We start from the raw sequence: 22,774 nt of genomic DNA, 5'->3' as shown, positions 1-22,774 counted from the left end.
CTCCTAGTTGTGTCTAAAATAAACGGCAATTTTATGCTTATCGATTTCCTGAATCGGAATATCCATATCATAAATATCTTTTAAAACAGAGGATTGCATAATGTGGTTCACCCCCCCTTGCTGTACTAAACGTCCGTTTTTCATCGCGATAATATAATCCGAATAACAGGAGGCAAAATTAATATCGTGAATGACAATCACCACCGTCTTATTCAGTTCATTTACCAATTTGCGTAATACCTGCATAATCTGTACGGAATGTTTCATATCAAGATTATTAAGAGGTTCATCCAACAAAATATAATCCGTATTTTGTGCCAACGTCATAGCAATATAAGCTCGTTGACGCTGTCCCCCGCTAAGTCTATCAATATATTGATGGCGAATATCGCCAAGATCCATATAACAGATTGAATTATCAATAAAAGTGCGGTCGATTTCCGTCAAGTTTCCTTTGCAATAAGGAAAACGCCCGAATGCCACCAGTTCCTCAATCGTCAATCGTAAATTAATATTGTTGGATTGTTTCAAAATAGCCAGTTGCTTAGCAATATCATTACTTTTTTTGCTATTCAGCAATTCATTGTTTAAATACACCTCGCCACGGTCTGCCGAAAGTAAACGGCTGATGATAGACAACAGGGTACTTTTTCCTGCGCCGTTCGGTCCGATAAAAGACGTGATTTTGCCCTTAGGAATGGTGAGAGAAACGTCATCCACCACCTTCTTTCCGCTATAACTTTTACTTATATTTCTAACTTCAATCGCCATCTTTACTTTACAAGCCCTATTTTTTGTTTGTTCTTAATAAAAGATAAATGAAATACACGCCACCTACAAAATTAACGATTATGCTCAATGTCGTGCGGAAAGTGAAAATTTGCGTCACCAAAAATTGGCCAAGCACCAAAGTGATGATGGAAATTAACATCGCCGCCGGAATCAATACTTTATGGCGATAATCGCGAATAAATTCAAAGGTAAGATTCATCACCAACAAACCAAGAAAAGTCAAGGGTCCTACAAGAGCCGTGGAAACAGAGATTAAAATCGACACCAAAATTAACAACGTTTTCGTGATCTGTTGGTAATCAACACCAAGATTAATCGCATTTTCGCGACCCAACGCTAAAACATCAAAATAACGCCAATAAGGTAAACTGAATAAAATCGTGCCGACCAAAATAGCGAGCGCTATCCATAAAATATGCGTATTAATTCGGTTGAAACTCGCAAAACCGATATCTTGCACAATTTGAAATTCATTCGGATCAATCAGCACTTCCATAAAAGTGGTTAAACTGCCAAAAAAAGTGCCGAATACAATCCCTACCAGCAACAAAAAGAAAATATTTTGAGATTCTTTTTTAAACAAGAAGTGATAAAGCAATAAAGAAAACACCATCATCACGCCGGTACAAATCACAAATAAAGTCATCGAGTTTATAGATAAGAACGCACTTGAACCGAACAAAAAAATAATACCGGTTTGAATTAATAAATAAAGCGAATCCAACCCTAAAATACTCGGTGTAAGGATTCGATTATTCACCACAGTTTGGAAAATCATCGTAGCAAGCGCAATGGCTGCACCGGTAATAATAATCGCCAAAAGCGAAAGACTACGATTTTCCAAGGCATATTGCCAACGGGTCGGCAAAGCATAACCTAAATAAAGTGCGGTCGAAATTAGGACTAAAATCACAAGTGCGATGAATTGATAGAAAGATTTTTTATGCATTTCGATACCGCTTCAACAATAAAAATAAGAAAATCCCACTACCAAAAACGCCTACTACCACATTAATAGATATTTCATAAGGATAAATCACCGCTCTACCTAAAATATCACAAAACAGAACAAATACCGCGCCGAGCAAAGCAGTGTGCGAAAGCACCTTTTTTAGATTATCGCCTAAATAAAGTGTAACGATATTAGGGATAATCAGACCGAGGAACGGAATCACGCCCACTGAAATAATAATGATAGAAGAAACAACCGACACGATTAACAAGCCGATGTACAAGACCAAGTTGTAATTTAAACCTAAATTTACGGCAAAATCCTTGCCCATACCGACAATAGAAAAACGATTGGCAAACAGATAAGCGACAACCAGCATAGGAATGCTGAAATAAAGTAATTCATATCGTCCTGCCATCACTAATGAAAAATCCCCTTGTAACCAGCCGGAAAGATTTTGTAACACATCTTGCTGATAAGCGATAAACGCCGTAATCGCACTAATGATATTGCCAAACATAATCCCAACAAGGGGGACAAAAATCGTATCTTTAAACTTCAAGCGGGAAAGAATGAACATAAACAACAACGTGCCGAGAAATGACACGGCTACGGCAATACCGGTTTTCAATAACATTGAAGCCGAAGGAAAAAACAACATGACAATTAAAATACCAAGTCGGGCGCTATCCATCGTACCTGCCGTCGTGGGAGAAACAAAACGGTTTCGGCTTAACTGCTGCATTACCAAACCGCAAATACTCAAAGACGTGCCGGCGATCAAAATACTGATTAATCGAGGCACTCGACTTATAGCAAAAATCTGCCACTGATTGCCTTCAAAATTTAGTAAGCCCTGTAAATTGACAGAACTCACACCGAGGAAAAGTGAAACAACCGAAAGCACAAAGAGAAGAAGAATCAGGTAACGTCGCTTGATCATAATTAAAATGATAATAATTCTTAAAGCAAAAATAACACATTAAGTGAAAATCAGGAAGATAGATTTATATTTCGCACTGGAAATCAGGCAAAAAAAATCAGTCCTCTAAAGTTGTCGATATCGGCTTTTAGAGGACTGATAAATTTTCATTAACAATTCAAAACTTAAGCCTTTTTTCCGCATCTTTTGCTCTTATCAAGAATTGTTTACGTTCCGCCGTTGCCATACTACTACTTGAGCCGGGTAATTTCACTGTTAACGGATTTACAGCCCGGCCGTTAATATGAAACTCATAATGTAAGTGCGGACCGGTAGAAATCCCCGTGTTTCCTGAAAGTGCAATTCGCTCACCTTTTTTCACAGTCTGTCCTGCCCTCACTAACGGACGACTTAAATGCATATAAACCGTTTGATATTCCCGACCATGACGAAGCACGACATAACGTCCCGCACCACCGGCTTGATACGCCACTTTTTCAACTAATGCATCTGCCGGCGCAATAATCGGCGTGCCTTGCGGCACAGAGAAATCCACCCCTTTATGCGGACGAACCCGTCCGGTAACCGGGTGACGGCGATTCGGATTAAAGGGGGAAGAAATACGGGCTTGCCGCTGCAACGGATAACGCGCAAACCCCTTACCCAATGTTTCGCCTTGCTGATTATAATAGCGACCGTTCGCAGCTTGAATCGCATAATAGCTCTTTCCTTCCGCAATAATATGGATCGCATCCACATTACCTTGTCCGGTAAGTTTATCGCCTAAATATTCACGCGAAACCAAAACGGCAAACTTTGTACCTTTTTTCAGTTTTCGTAAACTCACTTGCCACTGTAGCGCGGAGCTTAATTGCGAAATCTGACGACTGTCTAAACCTAACTCGCGCAAACTCGTGGCAAGAGACCCTGAAACCTGCCCTTTCAGCACCTCTTTTTTCCAAATACTTTGTTTCTCTAAAATCTGACGCTTAAATTTCCCTTCTTCCACGCGTTCATAAATACGCTCTTCTTTTTCGGAAACGAGCCAGTTCAAATATTCCAACTGATCATTTTTATCTAAAATCCAGTAAAACTGTTGCCCTGCACGTAAATTTTTTAGTTCGGGATAAGAGGCGATGAGGCTTTTTGCCGTGTCATCTTCCAAGCCTGAAAGTTCTAACACATCTTTTAACGTATCGCCACGCACAACGGTATGACTAAATTGATCGGAAATACGCATAGCCTGATCCGCCGCATCAAGCAAATCGCTCAATGCATTTTGCGCATCTTGCGGTAAATCATTGAGTTCATCAAATTCAGGCTTTACTTCTTCCGCTTCATCATCGTGGGCTTGTAATTCATCATCATAAGAAGTCGCGTCTTCAGAATGCGTTTGATTGTCTGTTTGTGCTGAAGGGGACGGCGTGTTGCCCGCTTGTTCCGGCGTAAGGGATTGATACTGCACTCCGCCCACCATTTCAGGCTCAACATTGCTTTGAACGGTCGGTTCGGATTCCGTACTGTTTTTCAAACTCAGCATCGTGCCGGTAAAAATGAGCAATAACGCAACAAAAAAAATCGCCGCTTTAATGCGCGATTTTCTTTTACGTCTATCTCTGGCTAATTTAACGTGCTGCAAAATGACTACCTAACATAAATAATATCGATTTTCAGACTACAAATCCTGAAGGAGGTTCATTCTACCTTAAAACCCATAAAAAAGATGGTTAAATATTCATCACAAGAGATTACACCTTGAGAAATTCCCTGAAATAAGCTAAGGTTAGCCACTAATTTTCATATAGGCGGTATTATGCAAATTCATACTATTCAACGCGATCCGCTCTCCCCATTAATTGAACTTAAAAATATCAATGTGGTGTTTGAACAAAAAACCGCGTTACAGAATATCAATTTAAAAATTTACCCAAATTCCATTATTACCATTGTCGGACCAAATGGCGGCGGAAAATCAACATTACTCAAAACCTTGTTGAAACTACAGCCGCCCACCAGCGGAGACGTGATTTATAACCAAAATGTACGCATTGGTTATGTGCCGCAAAAAATTCATTTGGATCCGAGTTTACCGATTACGGTAAAACGTTTTCTCGCCCTGAAAAAAGGGGTAAAAACAACGGATATTTTGACCGCACTTGAGCAGCTTTCCATCACGCACTTATGCGACAACAATATGCAAAAACTTTCCGGCGGTGAAATGCAGCGAGTTTTACTCGCCCGTGCTATTTTAAATAAACCGAATCTATTAGTGTTGGACGAACCGACACAAGGTGTGGATATGACCGGACAAGCGGCGCTCTACCACCTTATTCATCAAACCCAACAAAACCTAAATTGTGCGGTATTAATGGTTTCTCATGATTTACACATTGTGATGGCGGATAGTAAAGAAGTGCTTTGTATTAACCAACATATCTGTTGTGCTGGCACACCCGAAACCTTATCGAACGATCCCGCATTTATGCGTTTATGGGGAAATCAGCTTGCCCAAAATGTCGGTTTTTACACTCATCACCACAATCACCATCACAACTTACATGGCGATGTATGCGGTTGTAATGCCTCTGAAAACTCTTGCCAAAATAAGGATGCCTAATGTTTGAAATTCTTCTTCCGGCATTTTTAACCGGTATTTTACTTTCACTGATAACCGCCCCATTAGGCGTCTTCGTCGTGTGGCGCAAAATGGCCTATTTCGGCGATACGCTTTCTCATTCCGCACTTCTTGGCGTGGCGTTGGGAATTTTCTTGCAAGTCAATCCTTATGTAACGATTGTAATTCTTACGCTTATTCTCGCCTTAGTGATGGTCTGGCTGGAAAGCAACACGCAATTTTCTATTGATACCTTACTCGGCATTATCGCGCACAGTTGCTTATCCCTCGGTGTGGTAACCGTCGGTTTATTAAAGAATGTACGGGTAGATTTAATGAACTATTTATTCGGCGATCTGCTGGCGATAAATTATACGGATCTCATCTATATCGGCATCGGCGTTGTTATGGTATTAAGTACCCTGACTTATTTTTGGCAAGCCTTACTTTCCACCACCGTTTCACCGGAGCTCGCCCAAGTCGAAGGCATTAATATTAGAAAAATGCGCTTTATTCTAATGATTTTGACCGCCCTTACCATCGCTTTAAGTATGAAATTTGTCGGTGCGTTGATTATCACATCACTGCTGATTATTCCTGCCGCCACCGCTCGACGCTTTGCCGCCACACCGGAATCTATGGTGGGGTTCGCTATCGGAATAAGTGTGCTTTCTGTCATCGGCGGATTGCTATTATCCGCTTTTTACGACACCGCCGCCGGGCCTTCCGTCGTTATTTGCTCCGCATTTTTATTTATATTGTCATTATTAAAAAAAGCCCGATTGTAAGCTTGCCCAACCAGTGAAAACTATTTGCGCCATAAGGTAATTCTTGATAAAGTGCGGTCAATTTTTGTGGTGTTTTTAGGATAAGAAAATGAGCCAAGAATATTTAGATTTTGAACTGCCGATTGCAGAATTAGAAGCCAAAATCGAAGCCTTACGCACGGCTTCCGATGATAAAGTCGATTTAACCGACGAAATTAAACGCTTACAGAAAAAAAGCGATGAATTAACCAGAAAAACCTTTGCTAATCTTGATGCTTGGCAAGTTTCCCGTATGGCGCGCCACCCAAATCGCCCTTATACATTAGATTATATCGAACACATATTCACTGAATTTGAAGAACTGGCAGGCGATCGCGCTTTCGCAGATGACAAAGCGATTGTAGGCGGTTTAGCCCGTTTAGAGGGGCGTCCGGTTATGGTAATCGGTCATCAAAAAGGACGAAGCGTAAAAGATAAAGTAAAACGTAACTTCGGGATGCCTGCTCCTGAAGGTTATCGCAAAGCCCTACGTTTAATGGAAATGGCGGAGCGTTTTAAACTTCCGATCATTACTTTTATCGACACTCCGGGGGCTTATCCGGGAATTGGCGCAGAAGAACGCGGTCAAGCGGAGGCCATTGCACGTAACTTACGCGAAATGGCGCAATTAACCGTACCGGTTATCTGCACCGTGATTGGTGAAGGCGGTTCCGGCGGCGCATTGGCAATCGGTGTAGGCGATAAAGTGAATATGTTGCAATATTCCACCTATTCCGTTATCTCGCCGGAAGGTTGCGCCTCTATACTTTGGAAAAGTGCGGAAAAAGCCTCAACCGCAGCTGAAGTGATGGGTTTAACCGCAGATCGCTTAAAAGAACTCAACTTAATTGACAGTATCGTACAAGAACCCATTGGCGGCGCACATCGTGATTATGCGTTGATGGCGGAAAACTTAAAACAACGGTTGATGGAAGATTTGAGCGAACTTGACGGATTATCAAAAGAAGCATTGTTAGACAGACGTTATCAACGTTTAATGTCTTACGGCTATTGCTAACCTGATTTAAAAAGAGCGGTATTTTTGACCGCTCTTTTTGTCGTTTATAAGACTCACATACGTTCAAATAAATATAAAATGAAATCGCACAAATAACAGGATTCAAAAATGAAAAACGTACTTTCTATCCAATCTCATGTCGTATATGGCTTTGCCGGAAATAAATCCGCCACATTCCCAATGCAGTTATTGGGCGTAGATGTTTGGGCACTCAACACCGTACAATTCTCTAACCACACGCAATACGGCAAATGGACGGGAATGGTAATTCCACAAGAACAAATCCGTGAAATCGTCACCGGTTTAGACAATATCGAAAAATTGCAGGAATGTGATGCGCTACTTTCCGGCTATCTTGGTTCGGCAGAACAAGTAGATCAAATCATCTACGCCCTAGAACAAATCAAAAAACGCAACCCTAATGCCCTCTACTTATGCGATCCGATTATGCCGCACCCGGAAAAAGTTTGCGTTGTTGCAAACGGCGTTCGCGAAGCCTTGATAGAAAAAGCAATCCCTGTGGCCGATATTATGACGCCAAACCTACATGAATTACGCCAACTGAGCGATTTCCCAATTAACAACTTTGACGATGTACTTCAAGCCGTACGTGCATTACTCGACAAAGGCGTGAAAAAAATCTTAGTAAAACACTTAGGCAAAGTAGGCAAAATTAATGATCCCGATACCTTTGAAATCATTATGGCGACACCGGAAGGTATTTGGCATTTAAGCCGTCCGCTTTATCAATTCAACTTTGAACCTGTGGGCGTAGGTGATTTAATCGCCGGTACTTTCTTAGCGAATTTACTCAATGGCAAATCAGATGTGGAAGCATTTGAGACAATGAATAATGAAGTCGCCGGTGTGATGAAAACCACTTTTGATCTCAATGCCTACGAGTTACAAACGATTGCCGCGCGTTTCGAGATTTTAAACCCAACCGCACAATACAAAGCTGAAAAAATTGCTTAATGGATCTTTTCTCAAGTTTTGAACAACAACTAAAACAAACCGCCGCACAAGGTTGTCTTATCGCCTTAAGCGGTGGTTTAGACTCCGGCGTACTTCTCTCTCTGTTTGCAAAATACCGTAAAAAACAACCGCACTTTCATCTGCGGGCAATTCACATTCATCATGGCTTAAGCCCAAATGCAGACAGCTGGGCAAAGCACTGCCAAACGTTATGTGATAAATTCGATATTTCGCTCATTATTGAATATGTTCAAATCGATCGTTGCAACGGTATTGAGGCCGGCGCACGTGAAGCTCGTTATAACGCCATACGCCGGCATCTTCAAGCTGATGAACTACTGGCAACCGCACATCACCTAAACGATCAAACGGAAACCTTTTTCCTTGCCCTTAAACGTGGTAGCGGTTTACGGGGCTTGGGGGCAATGCAAACGCATAGCGAAATGTTCGGTATGAACATTTTCCGTCCGTTGCTGAATTTCACCCGCGAACAATTAGAAAATTACGCTCAAATTGAAAATCTGATTTGGGTTAATGACGAAAGCAATAATGACAACCGCTATGATCGCAATTTTTTACGCAACCGGGTTTTGCCGATACTCCGAGAACGTTGGGCTTATTTTGATCGGGTCGTCCAACGTTCTGCGCAACATTGTTTTGAACAACAACAGTTGATTGACGAACTGCTACAAGAAACCTTTAGTAAACACTGCCAAACACAAACCGAGTTTAACCTTTGTCATTTCGTTCAATATTCACGTGCAAAACAGACCGCACTTTTGCGTATGTGGCTGACTGAAAATGATTGTGAAATGCCGAGTAAACGTCAACTTGAACAACTTATTCAAGATGTCATTTTGGCAAAAGAGGAGGCTAATCCGCAATTTCATCTTGGCGAAAAAGTAGTTCGCCGTTATCAATCTTGCCTATATCTTACGGATAACTTTGCCGATCTGGCACAAATTTGCCTTGAAATGAAAGAACCTAATCTTATTCTGCCTGATAATTTGGGTGAGCTTCATTTGCAGCGGACAGAGAAAATATTTATTTTTCATTGGCAGCAATATTCCGTTGAACTCCTGCCAACAACGCGACCCATTCAAATTCGTTTTTCTTATTCGGGTAAAATCAAACATCATCCTAAACGTCCAAGAGAGGAAATCAAAAAAGTATGGCAAGAATTGGGCGTTCCCCCTTGGCAACGACATCGGATCCCACTGATTTTCTATGGTGATAGGCTGCAAAGTGCGGTCGGTTTTTTTCAAGTTTTTGAAAACGCAAAAAAATAGCGCAAAATATCCTGCGCCACCCTCACTTTGCTCCATTTATTTGATAGAATGCCCCTCATTATTTTTTATTATTTAAAAAGGAAAGCGAATGTTTGATTCTTTTATTGTTCAATTTGTCGTACTTTGGGCTGTTATTGATCCTATCGGCTCAATTCCCGTTTACCTTTCTAAAACGATTGGATTCTCTCTTGAAGAACGCCGCAAAATCGCACGTAATGCGGTGATTATCTCTGCCGGCATCTTACTTTTCTTTTTAATCAGCGGACAAATTCTTTTTGAAGCAATGCAAGTCCCTTTACCGGCTTTTCAAATTGCAGGCGGATTAGTCCTTTTCCTGTTTGCTTTAACAATGATTTTCGGTGAAAGCAAGCCTGATCAGGAAATAAAAATGCGCGCCAATGTAACGGAAATTGCCGTTTATCCGCTTGCCGTTCCTTCTATCGCTTCACCGGGTGCGATGATGGCAATTGTGCTTTTAACGGATAATCACCGTTTCAATTTCAGCGAACAATTTATTACCGCCGGAATTATGCTGGCAGTGCTGCTGATTACTTATATTTTGCTTCTTGCCGCAAATCGTATTCAGCATTTTATTGGCAACTCAGGCGCGGCGATCATTAGTCGTGTGATGGGATTGATTTTGGCAACGGTTGCCGTAAATAACGTATTGGTGGGATTAAAAGAGTTCTTTACGCAGGTAGTATAAACTTTTAATGAGGCTTCTTTTCGGAAGCCTTTTTATTTTCTCGCTGAGCCTTTAAATACGCTGTAAGCTAAGAATCTAAAAAATCCCTCAAAATACCTGCGGTAAATTCTTTTCTTAAATAAAAGCCTAAAGGTAAGGTTTCCACCATCTCACCATGCTTTCCAATCCCTTTTGTGATGGCTTTACTGTTCGCTCCTTTTGGTCTTAACTGCATCACCTCGCCGATTCTTGCAGTAATTTGGTCAAGACGTCCAAGCGTGATGTATTCCATCAATTCTTCCCAATCTTGCTTTAATTGACGTTCTTGCTGCGCATTCGGTCGCCATAAAATCGGGGCACCGATATGGCGTTCACGTAACGCAATACTGCGACTGCCTTCAATCGGGATCCAAAGTACGCAAGATAATTTATGGCGAACATGAGAGGTTTCCCACCGCACACCGGAATTTTGTACTAACGGAGCAAGGCTAACAAAGGTGGTTTCTAATGGAAAACCCTGCTCATTAATAGGCAAGGTTTTCAGCTCAACACCAAGGTGGACAAAATCTTGTTCGGCTTTACTGCCGGCAGTTGCCCCCAATGCGGTTTCTAATAACATACCAACCCAACCTTTATTCCGTTTTAAATTTGGTGGAACAGCGATATTCAGTTCGTCCGCAAGTTCGCCAAAAGTTAAACCGGCGATCCTTTGTGCCCGTTGAAGGAGTTGTGATAAGGTAGTTGGCGATGTTTGGGAAATCATTCGTTATACTTTTTGAAAAAACGGGGTCTGGTGTATTCACTCCCTTTATCAATGTAAGGAATATTTTCTAATTTCAATAAAAAACGTTTTGCGGCTAATCCGCCACCAAATCCGGTTAAGGTTTTATCTTTACCGAGAATACGATGGCAAGGAATGATAATGCTAATCGGATTACTGCCCACTGCCCCCCCTACGGCACGTACGGCTTTAGGATTATTGATTATGTTTGCCAGCTCGCCATAACTCGACATCTCTCCATAAGGAATTTGGCGCAATGCTTGCCAAATCGCTTTCTGAAACGGCGTTCCCTCTGCTTTCAAAGGAATATCTGCAAAAGTCTCGGGTTCACCGTTAAAATAGCGATCAAAAGCTAACCGCACTGTTTGAAACAAAGGTAAATCGTTTTTTTCCTGCCAAGCCGGATTCGGTGCGTATTGTTCTTTCTCAAAATCAATATGTGTGATGTATTCACCATCAGACAAAATTAAAAGTTGTCCGACCGGTGAAGAATAATAAGTGTAATAAAGTGCGGTCATTTTTTTCTAAGTTTTTCAGTATTATGTATCAATCATACAAAGAGAAATTTATATCCAATATTTGTAGGGGCGTATTGCATATACCTCTACAATCCATTTCATCATTAAACCTCTATTGGTGCATTAGGATCTCGCCTAACGACACCCTACAATGATTTGTGCGAGTATTACATAATACTGAAGTTTTTTGGCGAGATAAATCTCGTACTACAAAAAAGCACAGACTTTATGTAAACCTGTGCTTTTATTATGCTAAATTTTTTAACGAATTAGAAACTATAATTTAAGTTTAAACCATAGAGATTCGCGCTTGCCTTAGAGGTGTAATCCGCCTCGATTTTCGCAATACCACGAACATCTTGTGATTCTTTGAATTGGATTTTTTTACCTTTTAAGTAAGCATAGCCTAAATCAACAGAAAGATTCGGGGTAACTTTATAGGTTGCACCAAAGCTATACCAAGTACGATCAGTATCAGGAATTGAGGCACTTGCGTGATTTAATGTCGCGGCAGCCTCATCATAAGCGATACCCGCACGTAAGGTGAGCTGATCGTTCACATCATAAGTCGCGCCAAGTGCGATACGGGAATTACTACGATAATTTTCATCTTTATGGAAAGCTAATTCACCGGTGTTATAAGTTGCATGTAACGATTTTAAGCGGCTCCAGTGCGTATATTTATAACTATAGTGCATTGCAAAGCGATCCGTTAACTGGTGAAAACCGGATACTTCCAAATAATCCGGTAAATGTAACGTTAAGTTACCTTCCCCTGCTGGTGCTCCCGCAATTGCACGTGGAGCGCTCACCGCATAGCGATCATTAAAATCAATATCGATTTTTGAATGATATGCCACACCGAGGCGATTACGTTCATTAAACTCATATAACAAACCTGCATTCCAACCGAAGCCCCATGCATTTCGATCACGTAAATGTGTTAAAACGGTATCTTTTCCCACACCTTGAAGTCTTGATAAAGACTGCGCTGCATTTGGAGAAATTTGTCCGGCAGCGACTAAAGACGGAACTAAAGGCGCAGCGTTTTTAACCGCAGTACTTAAAATCCCCGCACGGCGCTCGATTTCAGCTTTCGCATAAACCGCATTCAAACCCAAACCGGCACTTAACCCTTGGGTAACACGATATGAACCGCTTAAGTTAAGATTAATTGCGGTTAAATCGGTTTTACCGCCAAAAACACCCGCATCATAGTTGTTGTCATATTCGCTTTTTAAACCGAAGTTTACGTTCATTCCCGCTCCCACCGCAAATTTATCGTTGATAGGTGCAACAAAATACATATTCGGAATAAATGATCCCGGCACGACACTCTTTTGGGAAGCAGAACCTTGCGCAAGAGGACGACCAAAAGCGGTAACAGTAACAGGACCGCTCATATTAATCTTAGAGTCCACATAAACACCACCCACAGAGAATTGGTTCGTTTTAAACATACTCATCAATGCAGGATTCGTTGCCACAACAGAGGCATTATCCGCCATCGCTGCTTCACCGGCATAAGCCCGACCTAAGCCGGATGTAGAAACTTCCGCTAATTGGAATGCGGCGGCATTTGCGCCCCCGGCTGCAAATAACGTTGCGACAGCGAATAAAGATTGGTTAAATTTTTTCATTGGGAAACCCTTGTTATATTTATATGGAAATAATAAAAAGACGCAAAATTCTAAAACTCCATTTGTTGAAGTGCAAATTTATTTTGCTTATTTTTAATGAGTTCCGACCAGTGGAAATGATTTAAAGTGCGGTTAATTTTCAATAGGTTTTCAAAAGTGGTAAAATAACGCCAAATTAATTTCAAAATAAGGATGAAATATGACGATAAAATGCAAAGCGGAAGAGTCTCTTACCTGTAGCTGTGTAGATGTAGGCACAATTATTGACGGTTCGGATTGCACCGTAAACGTAGATCAAATTTATCACAACCAAACAGAGGCGGAACAAGCTCTCGCCCGTTTCACCGAAAAAGCCCGCAAAACAGAAAGCGAACCTTGCGAAATCGTTAGTGAAATCATATCCACCGAAGACGGAGTACAACTAAAAGCAAGCTTCACTTTCAGCTGCCAAGCCGAAGCAATGATTTTTGAATTGGCAAATCGTTAAAAACAAACATGGAAATAACCGCACTTTGATCTGCCCCCCAAAATTTGGACAGATAATTTAACTTAAATATTGAGTCCTGTAATCCACAGGGCTCAAATTTTTTAAACCTAATTTAATCCGTTTCTCATTGTAATAACGAATATAACGGTGAAGCGCCTGCTCCAACTCATCAATATGACTAAATTGTTTAGGGTAAAAAGCTTCTGATTTCAATAAACTAAAGAAACTTTCCATTACCGCATTATCATAGCAATTACCCCGACGACTCATACTCTGAATCGCATAAGGCGTGCCATCTTCTCTAAGAAGCAATTCCCGCCAACGTTTCAGCCCATAAAGCGTGCCTTTCACTATGGATTATCGGTAAATCTTCCCGGCTTAATTGTGCCAAGGTCTTCTTGAGCATACCGCTCACCAAGGCAAAGGAAGGTCGTCTCCCTATTTGATAGGCGATAATTTCTCTATTCGCCAAATCCATCATCGGTGATAAATACAACTTTTCTTTCCCCACCCGAAACTCGGTGACATCCGTCACGAATTTCTGCTTCAGTTTCTTCGCACTAAAATTGCCGGCCAGAAGATTCGGGGCAACGTAGCTTGTTTTCCCGCCTTTCCTACGACGTTTCACTTTGACACAAGAGCGAATATTCAGGGCTTGCATATGTGAAAGCACGGTTTTACCGCTTAGAAAAAGCCCTTCCTTACGTAACTTCACCCGTAACACCCGATAGCCGTCCCTCCCTTCATTATCTTGATGAAGCTGTAAAATTCGCTGTCGAATCCGAGTATTATCCTGTGCAGTCGTTTTATAGTAATAAGTTGAACGGGATAAGGACAGAATTTGCAATAACAGGGGCAAGCGATGCCTATGTCTTAAGGCATTCACTATGTCCCTTTTTTCCTTTTGACTTTCTGCTCCCGCAAGGCTTTTAACTTTTTTAGCACATCATTTTCCGCTTCAAGGTATTCTATTCGTTTTAAAAGCGCATTTCTATCCGTCAGGTCTTTGACCGTCTCCGAACCATCATATTTTTTCATTTTTTGTGAATATCCCTTATTAGGTTGGCGAATAAGCCCGTTCATACCTTGTTTTTGGAAACGTTGCAACCAATTTACGATAGAGGCATGGCTTGAGATATGGTAGCGTTCTGCCGCTTCTCGGATACCTAATTGGTCGTTTCGTATCATTTTAACGATGTTTAATTTAAAGTCTGTTGAATAATGTTTGCCCATAAAAGAATCTGCTCCTTAATTTGTTGGTTTGGATGTCCAACTTTTGGGGAGCAGATCACTTTCGCTGAAGTGCGGTTATTTTTACCCCGATTTTCTAGTCATCATGCTGGCTTAGGAAACCACCGCTTTGGTGTTTCCAAAGTTTGGCATAAAGTCCGTTTTGTTCAAGTAACTCGGCATGTGAGCCTTGTTCGACAATTTGACCTTTATCCAACACAATTAAACGATCCATTGCGGCAATGGTTGATAAACGGTGTGCAATCGCAATAACCGTTTTATTTTCCATCATTTTGTCCAGACTTTCTTGAATCGCAACTTCTACCTCGGAATCCAACGCACTTGTGGCTTCATCAAGTAACAGAATCGGGGCATCTTTCAACATAACACGGGCAATAGCGATACGTTGGCGTTGACCGCCGGAAAGTTTCACACCGCGTTCACCGACATGCGCATCATAACCTTGACGACCTTGCTCATCACGCAAGAATGGAATGAAATCCGCCGCTTCAGCCCGCTCTGCCGCCTGTTTCATTTCTTCTTCTGTCGCATTTGGGCGACCATAAATAATATTTTCACGTACCGAGCGGTGAAGTAAGGAAGTATCCTGCGTTACTAAACCGATTTGACTGCGCAAACTTTCTTGTTTCACATCCAATACATTTTGTCCATCAATGGTAATCGTGCCGTGTTGAGCTTCATAAAAACGGAGTAACAAATTTACAATGGTGGATTTACCTGCACCGGAACGTCCGATTAACCCGACTTTTTCCCCCGGTTTAATGGTAAGGTTAAAATGATTCAATAAAGGCTTTGTCGGATCATAGGCAAAGGTAATATCATTAAATTTAATCTCACCTCGTTTCACTTGTAGCGGCGTACTATTCGATTTATCCACAATGGTGTGCGGCTTAGTGAGCGTATTCATACCGTCATTTACCGTACCGATATTTTCAAATAAACGGGCGGATTCCCACATAATCCAGCGAGAAAGCCCATTCACCCGTAATGCCATTGCCGTTGCCGTGGCAATTGCCCCCACACTGGTTTGCCCTTGTTGCCATAAAATCACGCCTAATATTGCCGTGCTTAACGTCAGAAAAATATTAGAGGCATAAGTTAGCGTATCAAGCGAGCTTGCCAAACGCATCTGTGCATGCACCGTTACCATAAATTCTTCCATAGAACGTTTTGCGTAGGAGGCTTCACGTGCACCATGGGAGAATAATTTTACGGTTGCAATGTTTGAATAGGCATCCGTAATACGTCCTGTCATCAACGAACGTGCATCCGCTTGGCGTTCCGCCGTTTTGGCTAAACGTGGAATTAATAACTTTAAAATGATAACGAATAGCACAATCCAAATACCAAACGGCAATAAGAACCATGTATCTAATGCCGCCAATACCAAACCTGAAGTGATAAAATACACCACCACATAAACCAACATATCCGCAATCGTCATTACGGTATCACGCACGGCAAGTGCCGTTTGCATTACTTTGGCGGAAACCCGACCGGCAAATTCATCTTGATAAAAACTTAAACTTTGCCCCAGCATTAAACGGTGAAAATTCCAGCGTAAACGCATAGGGAATACGCCTTGCAACGTTTGTAAACGAACATTTACGCCAATAAAAGACCACACAATGCTTAATACAAGCAGTGCAGCCATTCCCAACAATAAATGACCTTTCTCCTGCCACAAGGTTGCCGGCGTATAGGTGCCTAACCAGTCAACGAGCAATCCCATAAATTGGAACAGTAACGCTTCCATTACCCCCGTACCGACCGTTAAGATCGCCAGCAAGAAAATCCAGCCTTTCATACCGTCAATACTAGACCAAATAAAACGGAACAAACCTTTTTCCGGTGTGATCGGATTACTTTCCGGATACGGATTTAAACGGTTTTCAAACCACGAAAAAATTTTGTTAAACATAGTATTTCCTTAAAAACAAAAGGCAACCTAAAGTTGCCTTCTCAAACGCCTGCCATTATAACGCAAAATTTTTACAATTTATAGAGAAGACAATTTCCGATATTGACTTGGGGAGAGCTGATAAACATTCTTAAAGGCTTTACTAAAATGCGCCTCCGATTGATAGCCCACCTCCAACGCAATAGCCAGTATTGACTGTTGCGATTGCTTTAACAAAAACGCCGCTAAATCTAACCGCACTTTGGTAAGAAACTTACCGGGAGACATTCCCAATTGCTGCTGAAACACACGAATAAAATTCGCACGTGACATCGCCGCCAACTTAGCAAGTTGTTCAATATGCCACTGCTTCGCCGGCGATTGCAATAATTGCACCAGCACCGTATTAAGACGCTTATCTTGCAGGGCATACAATACGCCTTTATCAATCACACTGCGAGAAATCACATCACGTAAAATATAAATAAATAACACATTTGCCAGCGCATCAATAACCGATTGCGTGCCGCTTTCTTGTTTTTGGGCTTCCTGTAAAAATAATCGAATCAAAGGGTGAATCGGCGTATCACATAAATTTAAATGTAAATAAGTCGGCAATGATTCTATCAATAGGGCATTTTTCTGATAATAAAACGCACCGCAAAACATTTTAAAATTCGGCGTACCCTGTCCGATTTGATGAATTTGAAAAATACCTTGTTGTTCCTTTTTTAAAGGAACGGAAGGCTTCCCTTCCGCTAAATTACTCATCAAGTGCGGTAGGCTTTGCGGAAGAAAAAAGATATCGCCGGTCTTCAAATGAAAGGTCTTTTCACCGAATGTCAGCCAACACTCGCCTTCTTCAATAAAATGAAAGATGCCTTTGTCATTATGCTGTTCTTCATAGTTGATCTGCCATTCGCCTTGAAAAAGGCAGTGGATATTAATTTCACCGCGTACTTGAGCTAAATGCGTGAGCCTATCTAAATAATCCATGATGAGATTTTAGCCATAAAAATTGAGATAAATTGGCAAGTATCATACCGCAGTCTGTCTATAATGGCTCGCAGAAATTACCTATATGTTTAATTGTTTCTAGGAGAAAATACAATGTTTACAGATTGGAAAGAACATACATCACACGTTAAAAAATCATTTGCCGCACTTGGTAAACAACACCCGAAAATGTTACAAGCCTATCAAGCATTAGGCGCAGCCGCTGCCGAAGGTAATGTACTCGATGCGAAAACCCGCGAATTAATCGCGCTTGCAGTGGCAGTTACAACCCGTTGTGAAAGCTGCATTAGTGTTCACGCAGAAGAGGCAGTGAAAGCCGGTGCGACAGAAGCCGAAGTGTCTGCGGCACTTGCGATGTCTATCGCCTTAAATGCAGGTGCGGCATACACTTATTCTTTACGCGCATTAGAAGCTTACCATACACAAAAAGGTGAGTAATCAAACCGTTTAAGCTTTATTATTTAGGAACCTAGTTTATATTGGCACTCGCTGAGTGCCTTTTTTATTGCCACAAATTTAACGTTTTTATTTGCGTGATGACATCTTCCACCTGAATTTGTGCCATCAAGTTTTTCGCTTTTAATTTTGTTACCCAAGGCAATTCGGAAGAAGGTTTACCAAACTCCCGCAACACATTTTGTTCATAAACGGAAACGACATTTGCTAAATTATGATAAGGTGCGGTGCGAAGCGGATTATGATAAGCATATAACCCGACCACCGGTGTATTTTGCGTTGTTGCGATATGAGCCGGGCCGGAATCCGGCGAAAGCACAAGATCCGCTTTTTCAATCAATGCGGCAAGTTGTTTTAGATTCGTTTTACCTGCGGCATTAATCGGTGTGAAATCACAAAGTGCGGTAATTTTTCCGACCATTTCTAATTCTCTTTTTGCCGCAGAACTGCAGAATATCACATTCACATTATGTTGATTGGCAATATTCGCCACCTCTGCATAACGTTCTACTAACCAATCTTTTTCTGCTTTACTGGAACAGGGGGAAATCAATAAATTCTTACGTGAAGGATCTATAAATTGCTGCGCAAATTGCCGATCTTGTTCAGAAATGGCTAACCGCCAAGCAGGTGCTGCTTTCGGCACTCCGATATATTCCGCAAACGCCATAAAGCCATCTAATACGTGCGGCGAAACAGGATCATTTACACGGCGATTGACAAACAACCACTGCCCTTCGCGCGAACGTTTTTTGCCGAAACCGATTTTGTATTTAGCCTTAATGCCTAAAGAAAGCACGGAAGCGCGAAATGCCGTTTGCATATTTAATAACGCATCAAAGCGTTCATTTTTAATCTGCCGCCATAAATTAAAAATGCCTTGCCAGCCCGTTTTTTTATCGTAAATCACCAAATTAATATTTGGAATTCCCTCCAGTAATGTCGACTCAGTTTTACCGATGATCCAAGTAATCTTCGTTTCAGGATAATAGGCTTGGATACACTGCACCACAGCAAGGGCATGGCACACATCTCCCACCGCTGAAAGTCGAAGAATACAGAGGGACTTAGGGGCTTTGTTAAAAAGTGGCATTTGAGATCCTTTATCGTTTAATTTGCCGATATTTTAAAGTAGAATGAAGGCATTTTCTATCAAGAATCCAACCCAAATGTTTGAATATCAACATAACAATCAATTTTTCATCTTCAATTTTGACCGCACTTTCGATACCCAAACGGAATTTTTTAATCCTGAATTTTGGCAATCCCAACAATGCATTTTGGGATCTGCAAAAGGGCGCGGTACAACATATTTTCTGCAAACGAAAGATTGGTTTGGGGTAAATTGTGCACTTCGCCACTATTATCGTGGTGGTTTATGGGGAAAGTTTAATAAAGATCGCTATCATTTTTCTTCCCTTGAAAAAACCCGTAGTTTTGCAGAATTTCGATTATTACAAAGGTTATACAACGCCGATTTACCCGTGCCGAAACCTATCGGCGCACGTGTAAAAAAAGGACAACTCGGTATTTGTTATCAAGCGGATATTCTGACGGAAAAAATAGAAAATGCCCAAGATTTGACCGCACTTTTATCAAATGAAACATTACCAACGGAAATATGGCAGCAAATGGGGCGACTAATCCGACAATTGCACGACTTACAAATTTGCCATTCAGATCTAAATGCGCACAATATTTTGGTACAACAAACCGTGCAAGGACAAAAATGTTGGTTATTAGACTTTGATAAGTGCGGCGAAAAATCGGGGGATTCTTGGAAAATGGAAAATCTAGATCGCCTTTATCGCTCTTTCATAAAGGAAGTGGGCAAAATGAATATTCGATTTAACGAACAAAACTGGTCGGATTTAACGGACGCTTATCATCAAAATTAAATATAACGAAGGATAAATTATGACAAAAAAAATCGTACTTGCTACAGGCAACAAAGGTAAAGTGAAAGAGATGGCTGATGTGTTGGCAACCTTTGGCTTTGAGGTTATCGCACAAACGGATTTAGGTATTGAAAGCCCGGAAGAAACAGGATTAACTTTCGTGGAAAATGCCTTATTGAAAGCCCGTTATGCTGCTAAAAAATCCGGTTTGCCCGCCATTGCCGATGATTCGGGATTAGTCGTAGCAGCGCTTAACGGCGCACCGGGGCTATATTCCGCCCGTTATGCCGGCGAAGACGGCAATGATGCGAAAAATCGCCAAAAATTATTGGCAGAACTTGCAAATACTGCGGAAACGGAACGTAATGCAAAATTTGTCAGTTGCATCGTTTTTTTACAGCATCCGACCGATCCCTCCCCCATTATTGCAGAGGGTGAATGCCATGGCGTGATTGGTTTTGAAGAAAAGGGCGAAAACGGTTTTGGCTATGACAGCCTATTTTTCAGCCCTGAACAAGGCTGTACTTTTGCCGAATTAGAAACCGCAGAGAAGAAAAAAATCTCTCATCGTGCACGTGCATTAAACATATTGAAAGCAAAACTTAGCATATAAAATACAAAAAGAAATGACCGCACTTAATGAGTATAAAGTGCGGTCACAAAATCTTTAGATTTTGAACGTTGGCTTGCCAACGGTGCCGTGAGGCATAACAATCGCTCAAAGCGATTGTGTATATTTTATGAAGAATTTTTACACGTCCTCTTGTTCTTTTTCTTTTGCTCTTAACAAGATTTCTTGAATATCTGCTGCCATCTTCTGATCACATTCACGTGCAATATCACGCATCAACGGATTACTAAAAATCCCCATTTTCGGATCATAAACTTGAGACATTAACTCTACCTCGTGGCGATCAGCATTAAAATAATATTTCGCGACTTCTTCCGCAACTTCTTCTTCCATACCAAGATGAACTAATGTTCGCTTACCTGTTCTCACCGCAGAATCAAAGGTTTCACGAATAATTTCATCAGCACCGACTCGGTATAAATCAAAAGTATGAAAACGATCATAAGAACGGGCAATAATTTTAATGTTAGGATTCACTTCTCGCGCAAAATGCACAATAGACAATACCTGCTCTTTATTATCAATGGCAACCACAAGAAATTCCGCCTTTTCCAATCCTGCGGCGATTAAAAACTCACGGCGGGAAGCATCACCAAAGTAGGATTTAATACCATATTCATTAAAACCCTTAATCATTTTCGGATTAAGATCCACAATTGTAGTAGCGTAACCACTTAAACGTAGTAGGTCGTTGACAATTTGTCCGAAACGTCCCATTCCGATAATTAGGATTGGGTGCTGCTCATCAATTTCATCCGGTTGAATTTCTTCAACACTTTCTTTCGAGCCAAATTTTTCATAAATGATAAGAATGATTGGCGTAAGCACCATGGAAAGCACAACAATTGCCGTCATATTCGCATTAGTCGTCTCATCAATCACCCCTTTAGATAGACCGGCGGAAAATAGCACAAAAGCAAACTCACCGCCTTGCGCCATTAATAATGCCCGCTCAAGTGCAGTCTTATGCGTACTTTTTGCAAGGCGGGCGATAAGATAAATACAGGCACCTTTCGTTAGCATTAATGCTACGACGCCGAGTAAAATCAATTGCCAATTTTCAAACACAACCTTTAAGTCTAATGCCATTCCCACACCAAGGAAGAAAAGACCAAGCAATAAGCCACGGAAAGGTTCAATATCGGCCTCCAATTGATGACGAAACGCCGATTCAGAAAGCATTACCCCCGCTACAAATGCGCCCATTGCCATAGACAATCCGGCTTTTTCCATCAATAACGCCGCCCCCAATACAACGAATAGCGCCGCAGCAGTCATTACTTCACGTGCTTTAGCATTAGCTAAAATACGGAATACCGGATTTAGAATGAAGCGACCGATAAATACTAACGCAGCCAACGCCAGCATCGCAATACCGGCAGATTGCCACCAAGGCATAAAAGCTTCCGTTTTTTCAAAAGGAGAAAGGAAAGTAACGATAGCAAGCAATGGTACGATGAGAAGATCTTCAAACAACAAAATTGATACGATTTTTTGACCGCGCTTTGTGGATAACTCTTTACGTTCACCCAATACTTGCATCACGATTGCGGTAGAAGTCAACACAAACCCAGCAGAACTGACAAATGCCACTTCCCACGATACCCCAAACAGCACGGAAACACAGGTCAGTACAATAGCGGAAATAATCACCTGCATACTGCCTAAACCAAAAATCTGGCGGCGTAAACTCCACAAATGCGAAGGTTTCATTTCAAGCCCAATCACGAACAAAAACATTACCACACCAAACTCGGCAAGGTGAATAATTGCAGTCGGATTATCAACGACATTTAAACCATAGGGCCCAATAGCCAGCCCCGCGGCAAGATAGCCTAAAACAGAACCTAAACCGATTCGTTTAAATAACGGCACCGCCACCACTGCCGCCCCTAATAAAGCAACAACCCTAAGCAAATCTCCAGTGCCTTCCGCAGCCATAGAAACTCCTAAAACAGTAAAAAAAGAAAGGTAAAGTAGGAACCGCAGTATTTTACTTGGTTTTCATTACAAATTATAGAGGGAAAAATGAAGATATGAAATTCAAGTTAGCACTGTTTTCATTAGAGGTGTAATAAAGCTGCTCTATTCACAAACGTAATAGACACAATAAGCTCAAAAGCATATTAAGGAAAGCCGTCT

Annotated in this window: 22 protein-coding genes and 2 pseudogenes; 10 read left to right on the top strand and 14 right to left on the bottom strand. The window is 41.4% G+C overall.

The annotated features are described in order from the left end of the window. Positions 1-3: 3 nt before the first annotated feature. The 4 genes from IHV77_RS09010 to mepM form a co-directional block, all read right to left on the bottom strand. Positions 4-771, bottom strand: coding sequence for an iron ABC transporter ATP-binding protein (locus IHV77_RS09010; RefSeq protein ID WP_194811636.1), 768 nt, complete (start codon positions 769-771; stop codon positions 4-6). A gap of 16 nt (positions 772-787) precedes the next feature. Beyond that, positions 788-1,741: an iron chelate uptake ABC transporter family permease subunit gene (locus IHV77_RS09005; protein WP_194811635.1), complete on the bottom strand. Its 954-nt coding sequence runs from the start codon at positions 1,739-1,741 to the stop codon at positions 788-790. Then, positions 1,734-2,687 carry an ABC transporter permease gene (locus tag IHV77_RS09000; RefSeq protein ID WP_194811634.1) on the bottom strand — a complete coding sequence of 318 codons (954 nt, stop codon included), beginning with the start codon at positions 2,685-2,687 and terminating at the stop codon, positions 1,734-1,736. Before IHV77_RS09000 ends, IHV77_RS09005 begins: the two co-directional genes overlap by 8 nt. Before the next feature lie 157 nt (positions 2,688-2,844). Further along, positions 2,845-4,305, bottom strand: a complete 1,461-nt coding sequence (gene mepM, locus IHV77_RS08995) for a murein DD-endopeptidase MepM (RefSeq protein WP_194811633.1) — start codon at positions 4,303-4,305, stop codon at positions 2,845-2,847. A 174-nt stretch (positions 4,306-4,479) separates the two neighbouring features. Between mepM and znuC the strand changes: the two genes are divergently transcribed. The 6 genes from znuC to IHV77_RS08965 all read left to right on the top strand — a co-directional run bounded on the left by znuC (position 4,480) and on the right by IHV77_RS08965 (position 10,074). Continuing rightward, complete coding sequence (znuC, locus tag IHV77_RS08990) at positions 4,480-5,283, top strand: zinc ABC transporter ATP-binding protein ZnuC (protein ID WP_194811632.1); 804 nt, start codon at positions 4,480-4,482, stop codon at positions 5,281-5,283. After that, positions 5,283-6,068, top strand: a complete 786-nt coding sequence (znuB, locus tag IHV77_RS08985; protein WP_194811631.1) for a zinc ABC transporter permease subunit ZnuB — start codon at positions 5,283-5,285, stop codon at positions 6,066-6,068. Before znuC ends, znuB begins: the two co-directional genes overlap by 1 nt. Before the next feature lie 88 nt (positions 6,069-6,156). Then, a complete protein-coding gene (gene accA / locus IHV77_RS08980) occupies positions 6,157-7,104 on the top strand; it encodes an acetyl-CoA carboxylase carboxyl transferase subunit alpha (RefSeq protein ID WP_194811630.1) in 948 nt (315 codons plus the stop codon). Positions 7,105-7,212: 108 nt separating this feature from the next. Then, complete coding sequence (gene pdxY, locus IHV77_RS08975; protein ID WP_194811629.1) at positions 7,213-8,079, top strand: pyridoxal kinase; 867 nt, start codon at positions 7,213-7,215, stop codon at positions 8,077-8,079. Further along, entirely contained in the window at positions 8,079-9,368 is a 1,290-nt protein-coding gene (gene tilS, locus IHV77_RS08970; protein ID WP_194811628.1) for a tRNA lysidine(34) synthetase TilS, read from the top strand. The genes pdxY and tilS overlap by 1 nt, the downstream gene beginning before the upstream one ends. Positions 9,369-9,456: 88 nt before the next feature. Then, on the top strand, positions 9,457-10,074 hold the full coding sequence (locus IHV77_RS08965; protein WP_194811627.1) for a MarC family protein: 618 nt from the start codon (positions 9,457-9,459) through the stop codon (positions 10,072-10,074). Between the two features lie 67 nt (positions 10,075-10,141). Here the strand turns inward: IHV77_RS08965 and mutH are convergent, their stop codons facing one another. The 3 genes from mutH to IHV77_RS08950 form a co-directional block, all read right to left on the bottom strand. Further along, a complete protein-coding gene (gene mutH / locus IHV77_RS08960) occupies positions 10,142-10,816 on the bottom strand; it encodes a DNA mismatch repair endonuclease MutH (RefSeq protein ID WP_194811626.1) in 675 nt (224 codons plus the stop codon). Continuing rightward, on the bottom strand, positions 10,813-11,352 hold the full coding sequence (locus IHV77_RS08955; protein WP_194811625.1) for a methylated-DNA--[protein]-cysteine S-methyltransferase: 540 nt from the start codon (positions 11,350-11,352) through the stop codon (positions 10,813-10,815). Before IHV77_RS08955 ends, mutH begins: the two co-directional genes overlap by 4 nt. 269 nt (positions 11,353-11,621) lie before the next feature. Further along, positions 11,622-12,992, bottom strand: a complete 1,371-nt coding sequence (locus IHV77_RS08950) for an outer membrane protein transport protein (RefSeq protein ID WP_194811624.1) — start codon at positions 12,990-12,992, stop codon at positions 11,622-11,624. Between the two features lie 199 nt (positions 12,993-13,191). On the opposite strand from IHV77_RS08950, the gene IHV77_RS08945 reads away from it, so the two are divergent. Continuing rightward, the gene (locus IHV77_RS08945) at positions 13,192-13,479 is read left to right on the top strand and encodes a YfcZ/YiiS family protein (protein ID WP_194811623.1); all 288 of its coding nucleotides are present in this window, start codon (positions 13,192-13,194) and stop codon (positions 13,477-13,479) included. Between the two features lie 57 nt (positions 13,480-13,536). On the opposite strand, the pseudogene IHV77_RS08940 reads toward IHV77_RS08945, so the two are convergent. The 5 genes and pseudogenes from IHV77_RS08940 to IHV77_RS08920 form a co-directional block, all read right to left on the bottom strand. Beyond that, positions 13,537-13,755, bottom strand: a pseudogene (locus IHV77_RS08940) (transposase); the annotation flags it as partial. 65 nt (positions 13,756-13,820) lie between these two features. After that, a pseudogene (locus IHV77_RS12105) lies at positions 13,821-14,020 on the bottom strand (DDE-type integrase/transposase/recombinase); the annotation flags it as partial. Between the two features lie 344 nt (positions 14,021-14,364). Beyond that, positions 14,365-14,712 carry a helix-turn-helix domain-containing protein gene (locus tag IHV77_RS08930; protein WP_194811620.1) on the bottom strand — a complete coding sequence of 116 codons (348 nt, stop codon included), beginning with the start codon at positions 14,710-14,712 and terminating at the stop codon, positions 14,365-14,367. Positions 14,713-14,806: 94 nt separating this feature from the next. Beyond that, positions 14,807-16,651: an ABC transporter ATP-binding protein gene (locus IHV77_RS08925; protein ID WP_194811619.1), complete on the bottom strand. Its 1,845-nt coding sequence runs from the start codon at positions 16,649-16,651 to the stop codon at positions 14,807-14,809. Between the two features lie 78 nt (positions 16,652-16,729). Further along, positions 16,730-17,626, bottom strand: coding sequence for a cupin domain-containing protein (locus tag IHV77_RS08920; protein ID WP_194811618.1), 897 nt, complete (start codon positions 17,624-17,626; stop codon positions 16,730-16,732). 114 nt (positions 17,627-17,740) lie between these two features. Between IHV77_RS08920 and IHV77_RS08915 the strand changes: the two genes are divergently transcribed. Further along, the gene (locus tag IHV77_RS08915; protein ID WP_194811617.1) at positions 17,741-18,085 is read left to right on the top strand and encodes a carboxymuconolactone decarboxylase family protein; all 345 of its coding nucleotides are present in this window, start codon (positions 17,741-17,743) and stop codon (positions 18,083-18,085) included. A gap of 64 nt (positions 18,086-18,149) precedes the next feature. On the opposite strand, the gene IHV77_RS08910 is transcribed toward IHV77_RS08915, so the two are convergent. Then, complete coding sequence (locus tag IHV77_RS08910; RefSeq protein ID WP_194811616.1) at positions 18,150-19,196, bottom strand: glycosyltransferase family 9 protein; 1,047 nt, start codon at positions 19,194-19,196, stop codon at positions 18,150-18,152. A gap of 76 nt (positions 19,197-19,272) precedes the next feature. On the opposite strand from IHV77_RS08910, the gene IHV77_RS08905 reads away from it, so the two are divergent. Together IHV77_RS08905 and rdgB are read left to right on the top strand one after the other, a co-directional pair. Further along, a complete protein-coding gene (locus IHV77_RS08905; protein WP_194811615.1) occupies positions 19,273-20,001 on the top strand; it encodes a 3-deoxy-D-manno-octulosonic acid kinase in 729 nt (242 codons plus the stop codon). A gap of 19 nt (positions 20,002-20,020) precedes the next feature. After that, positions 20,021-20,614 carry an RdgB/HAM1 family non-canonical purine NTP pyrophosphatase gene (rdgB, locus tag IHV77_RS08900; protein ID WP_194811614.1) on the top strand — a complete coding sequence of 198 codons (594 nt, stop codon included), beginning with the start codon at positions 20,021-20,023 and terminating at the stop codon, positions 20,612-20,614. Positions 20,615-20,752: 138 nt separating this feature from the next. Here the strand turns inward: rdgB and IHV77_RS08895 are convergent, their stop codons facing one another. Next, positions 20,753-22,573 (bottom strand): monovalent cation:proton antiporter-2 (CPA2) family protein, encoded by a 1,821-nt coding sequence (locus IHV77_RS08895; protein WP_194811613.1) that lies wholly within the window; start codon positions 22,571-22,573, stop codon positions 20,753-20,755. Positions 22,574-22,774 lie beyond the last annotated feature (201 nt).

Origin of the sequence: Rodentibacter haemolyticus (assembly GCF_015356115.1) — a bacterium.
GTDB lineage: Bacteria > Pseudomonadota > Gammaproteobacteria > Enterobacterales > Pasteurellaceae > Rodentibacter > Rodentibacter haemolyticus.
Note: the sequence above shows the minus strand (reverse complement) of the source record. Positions and strands in the feature narration are given on the sequence as shown.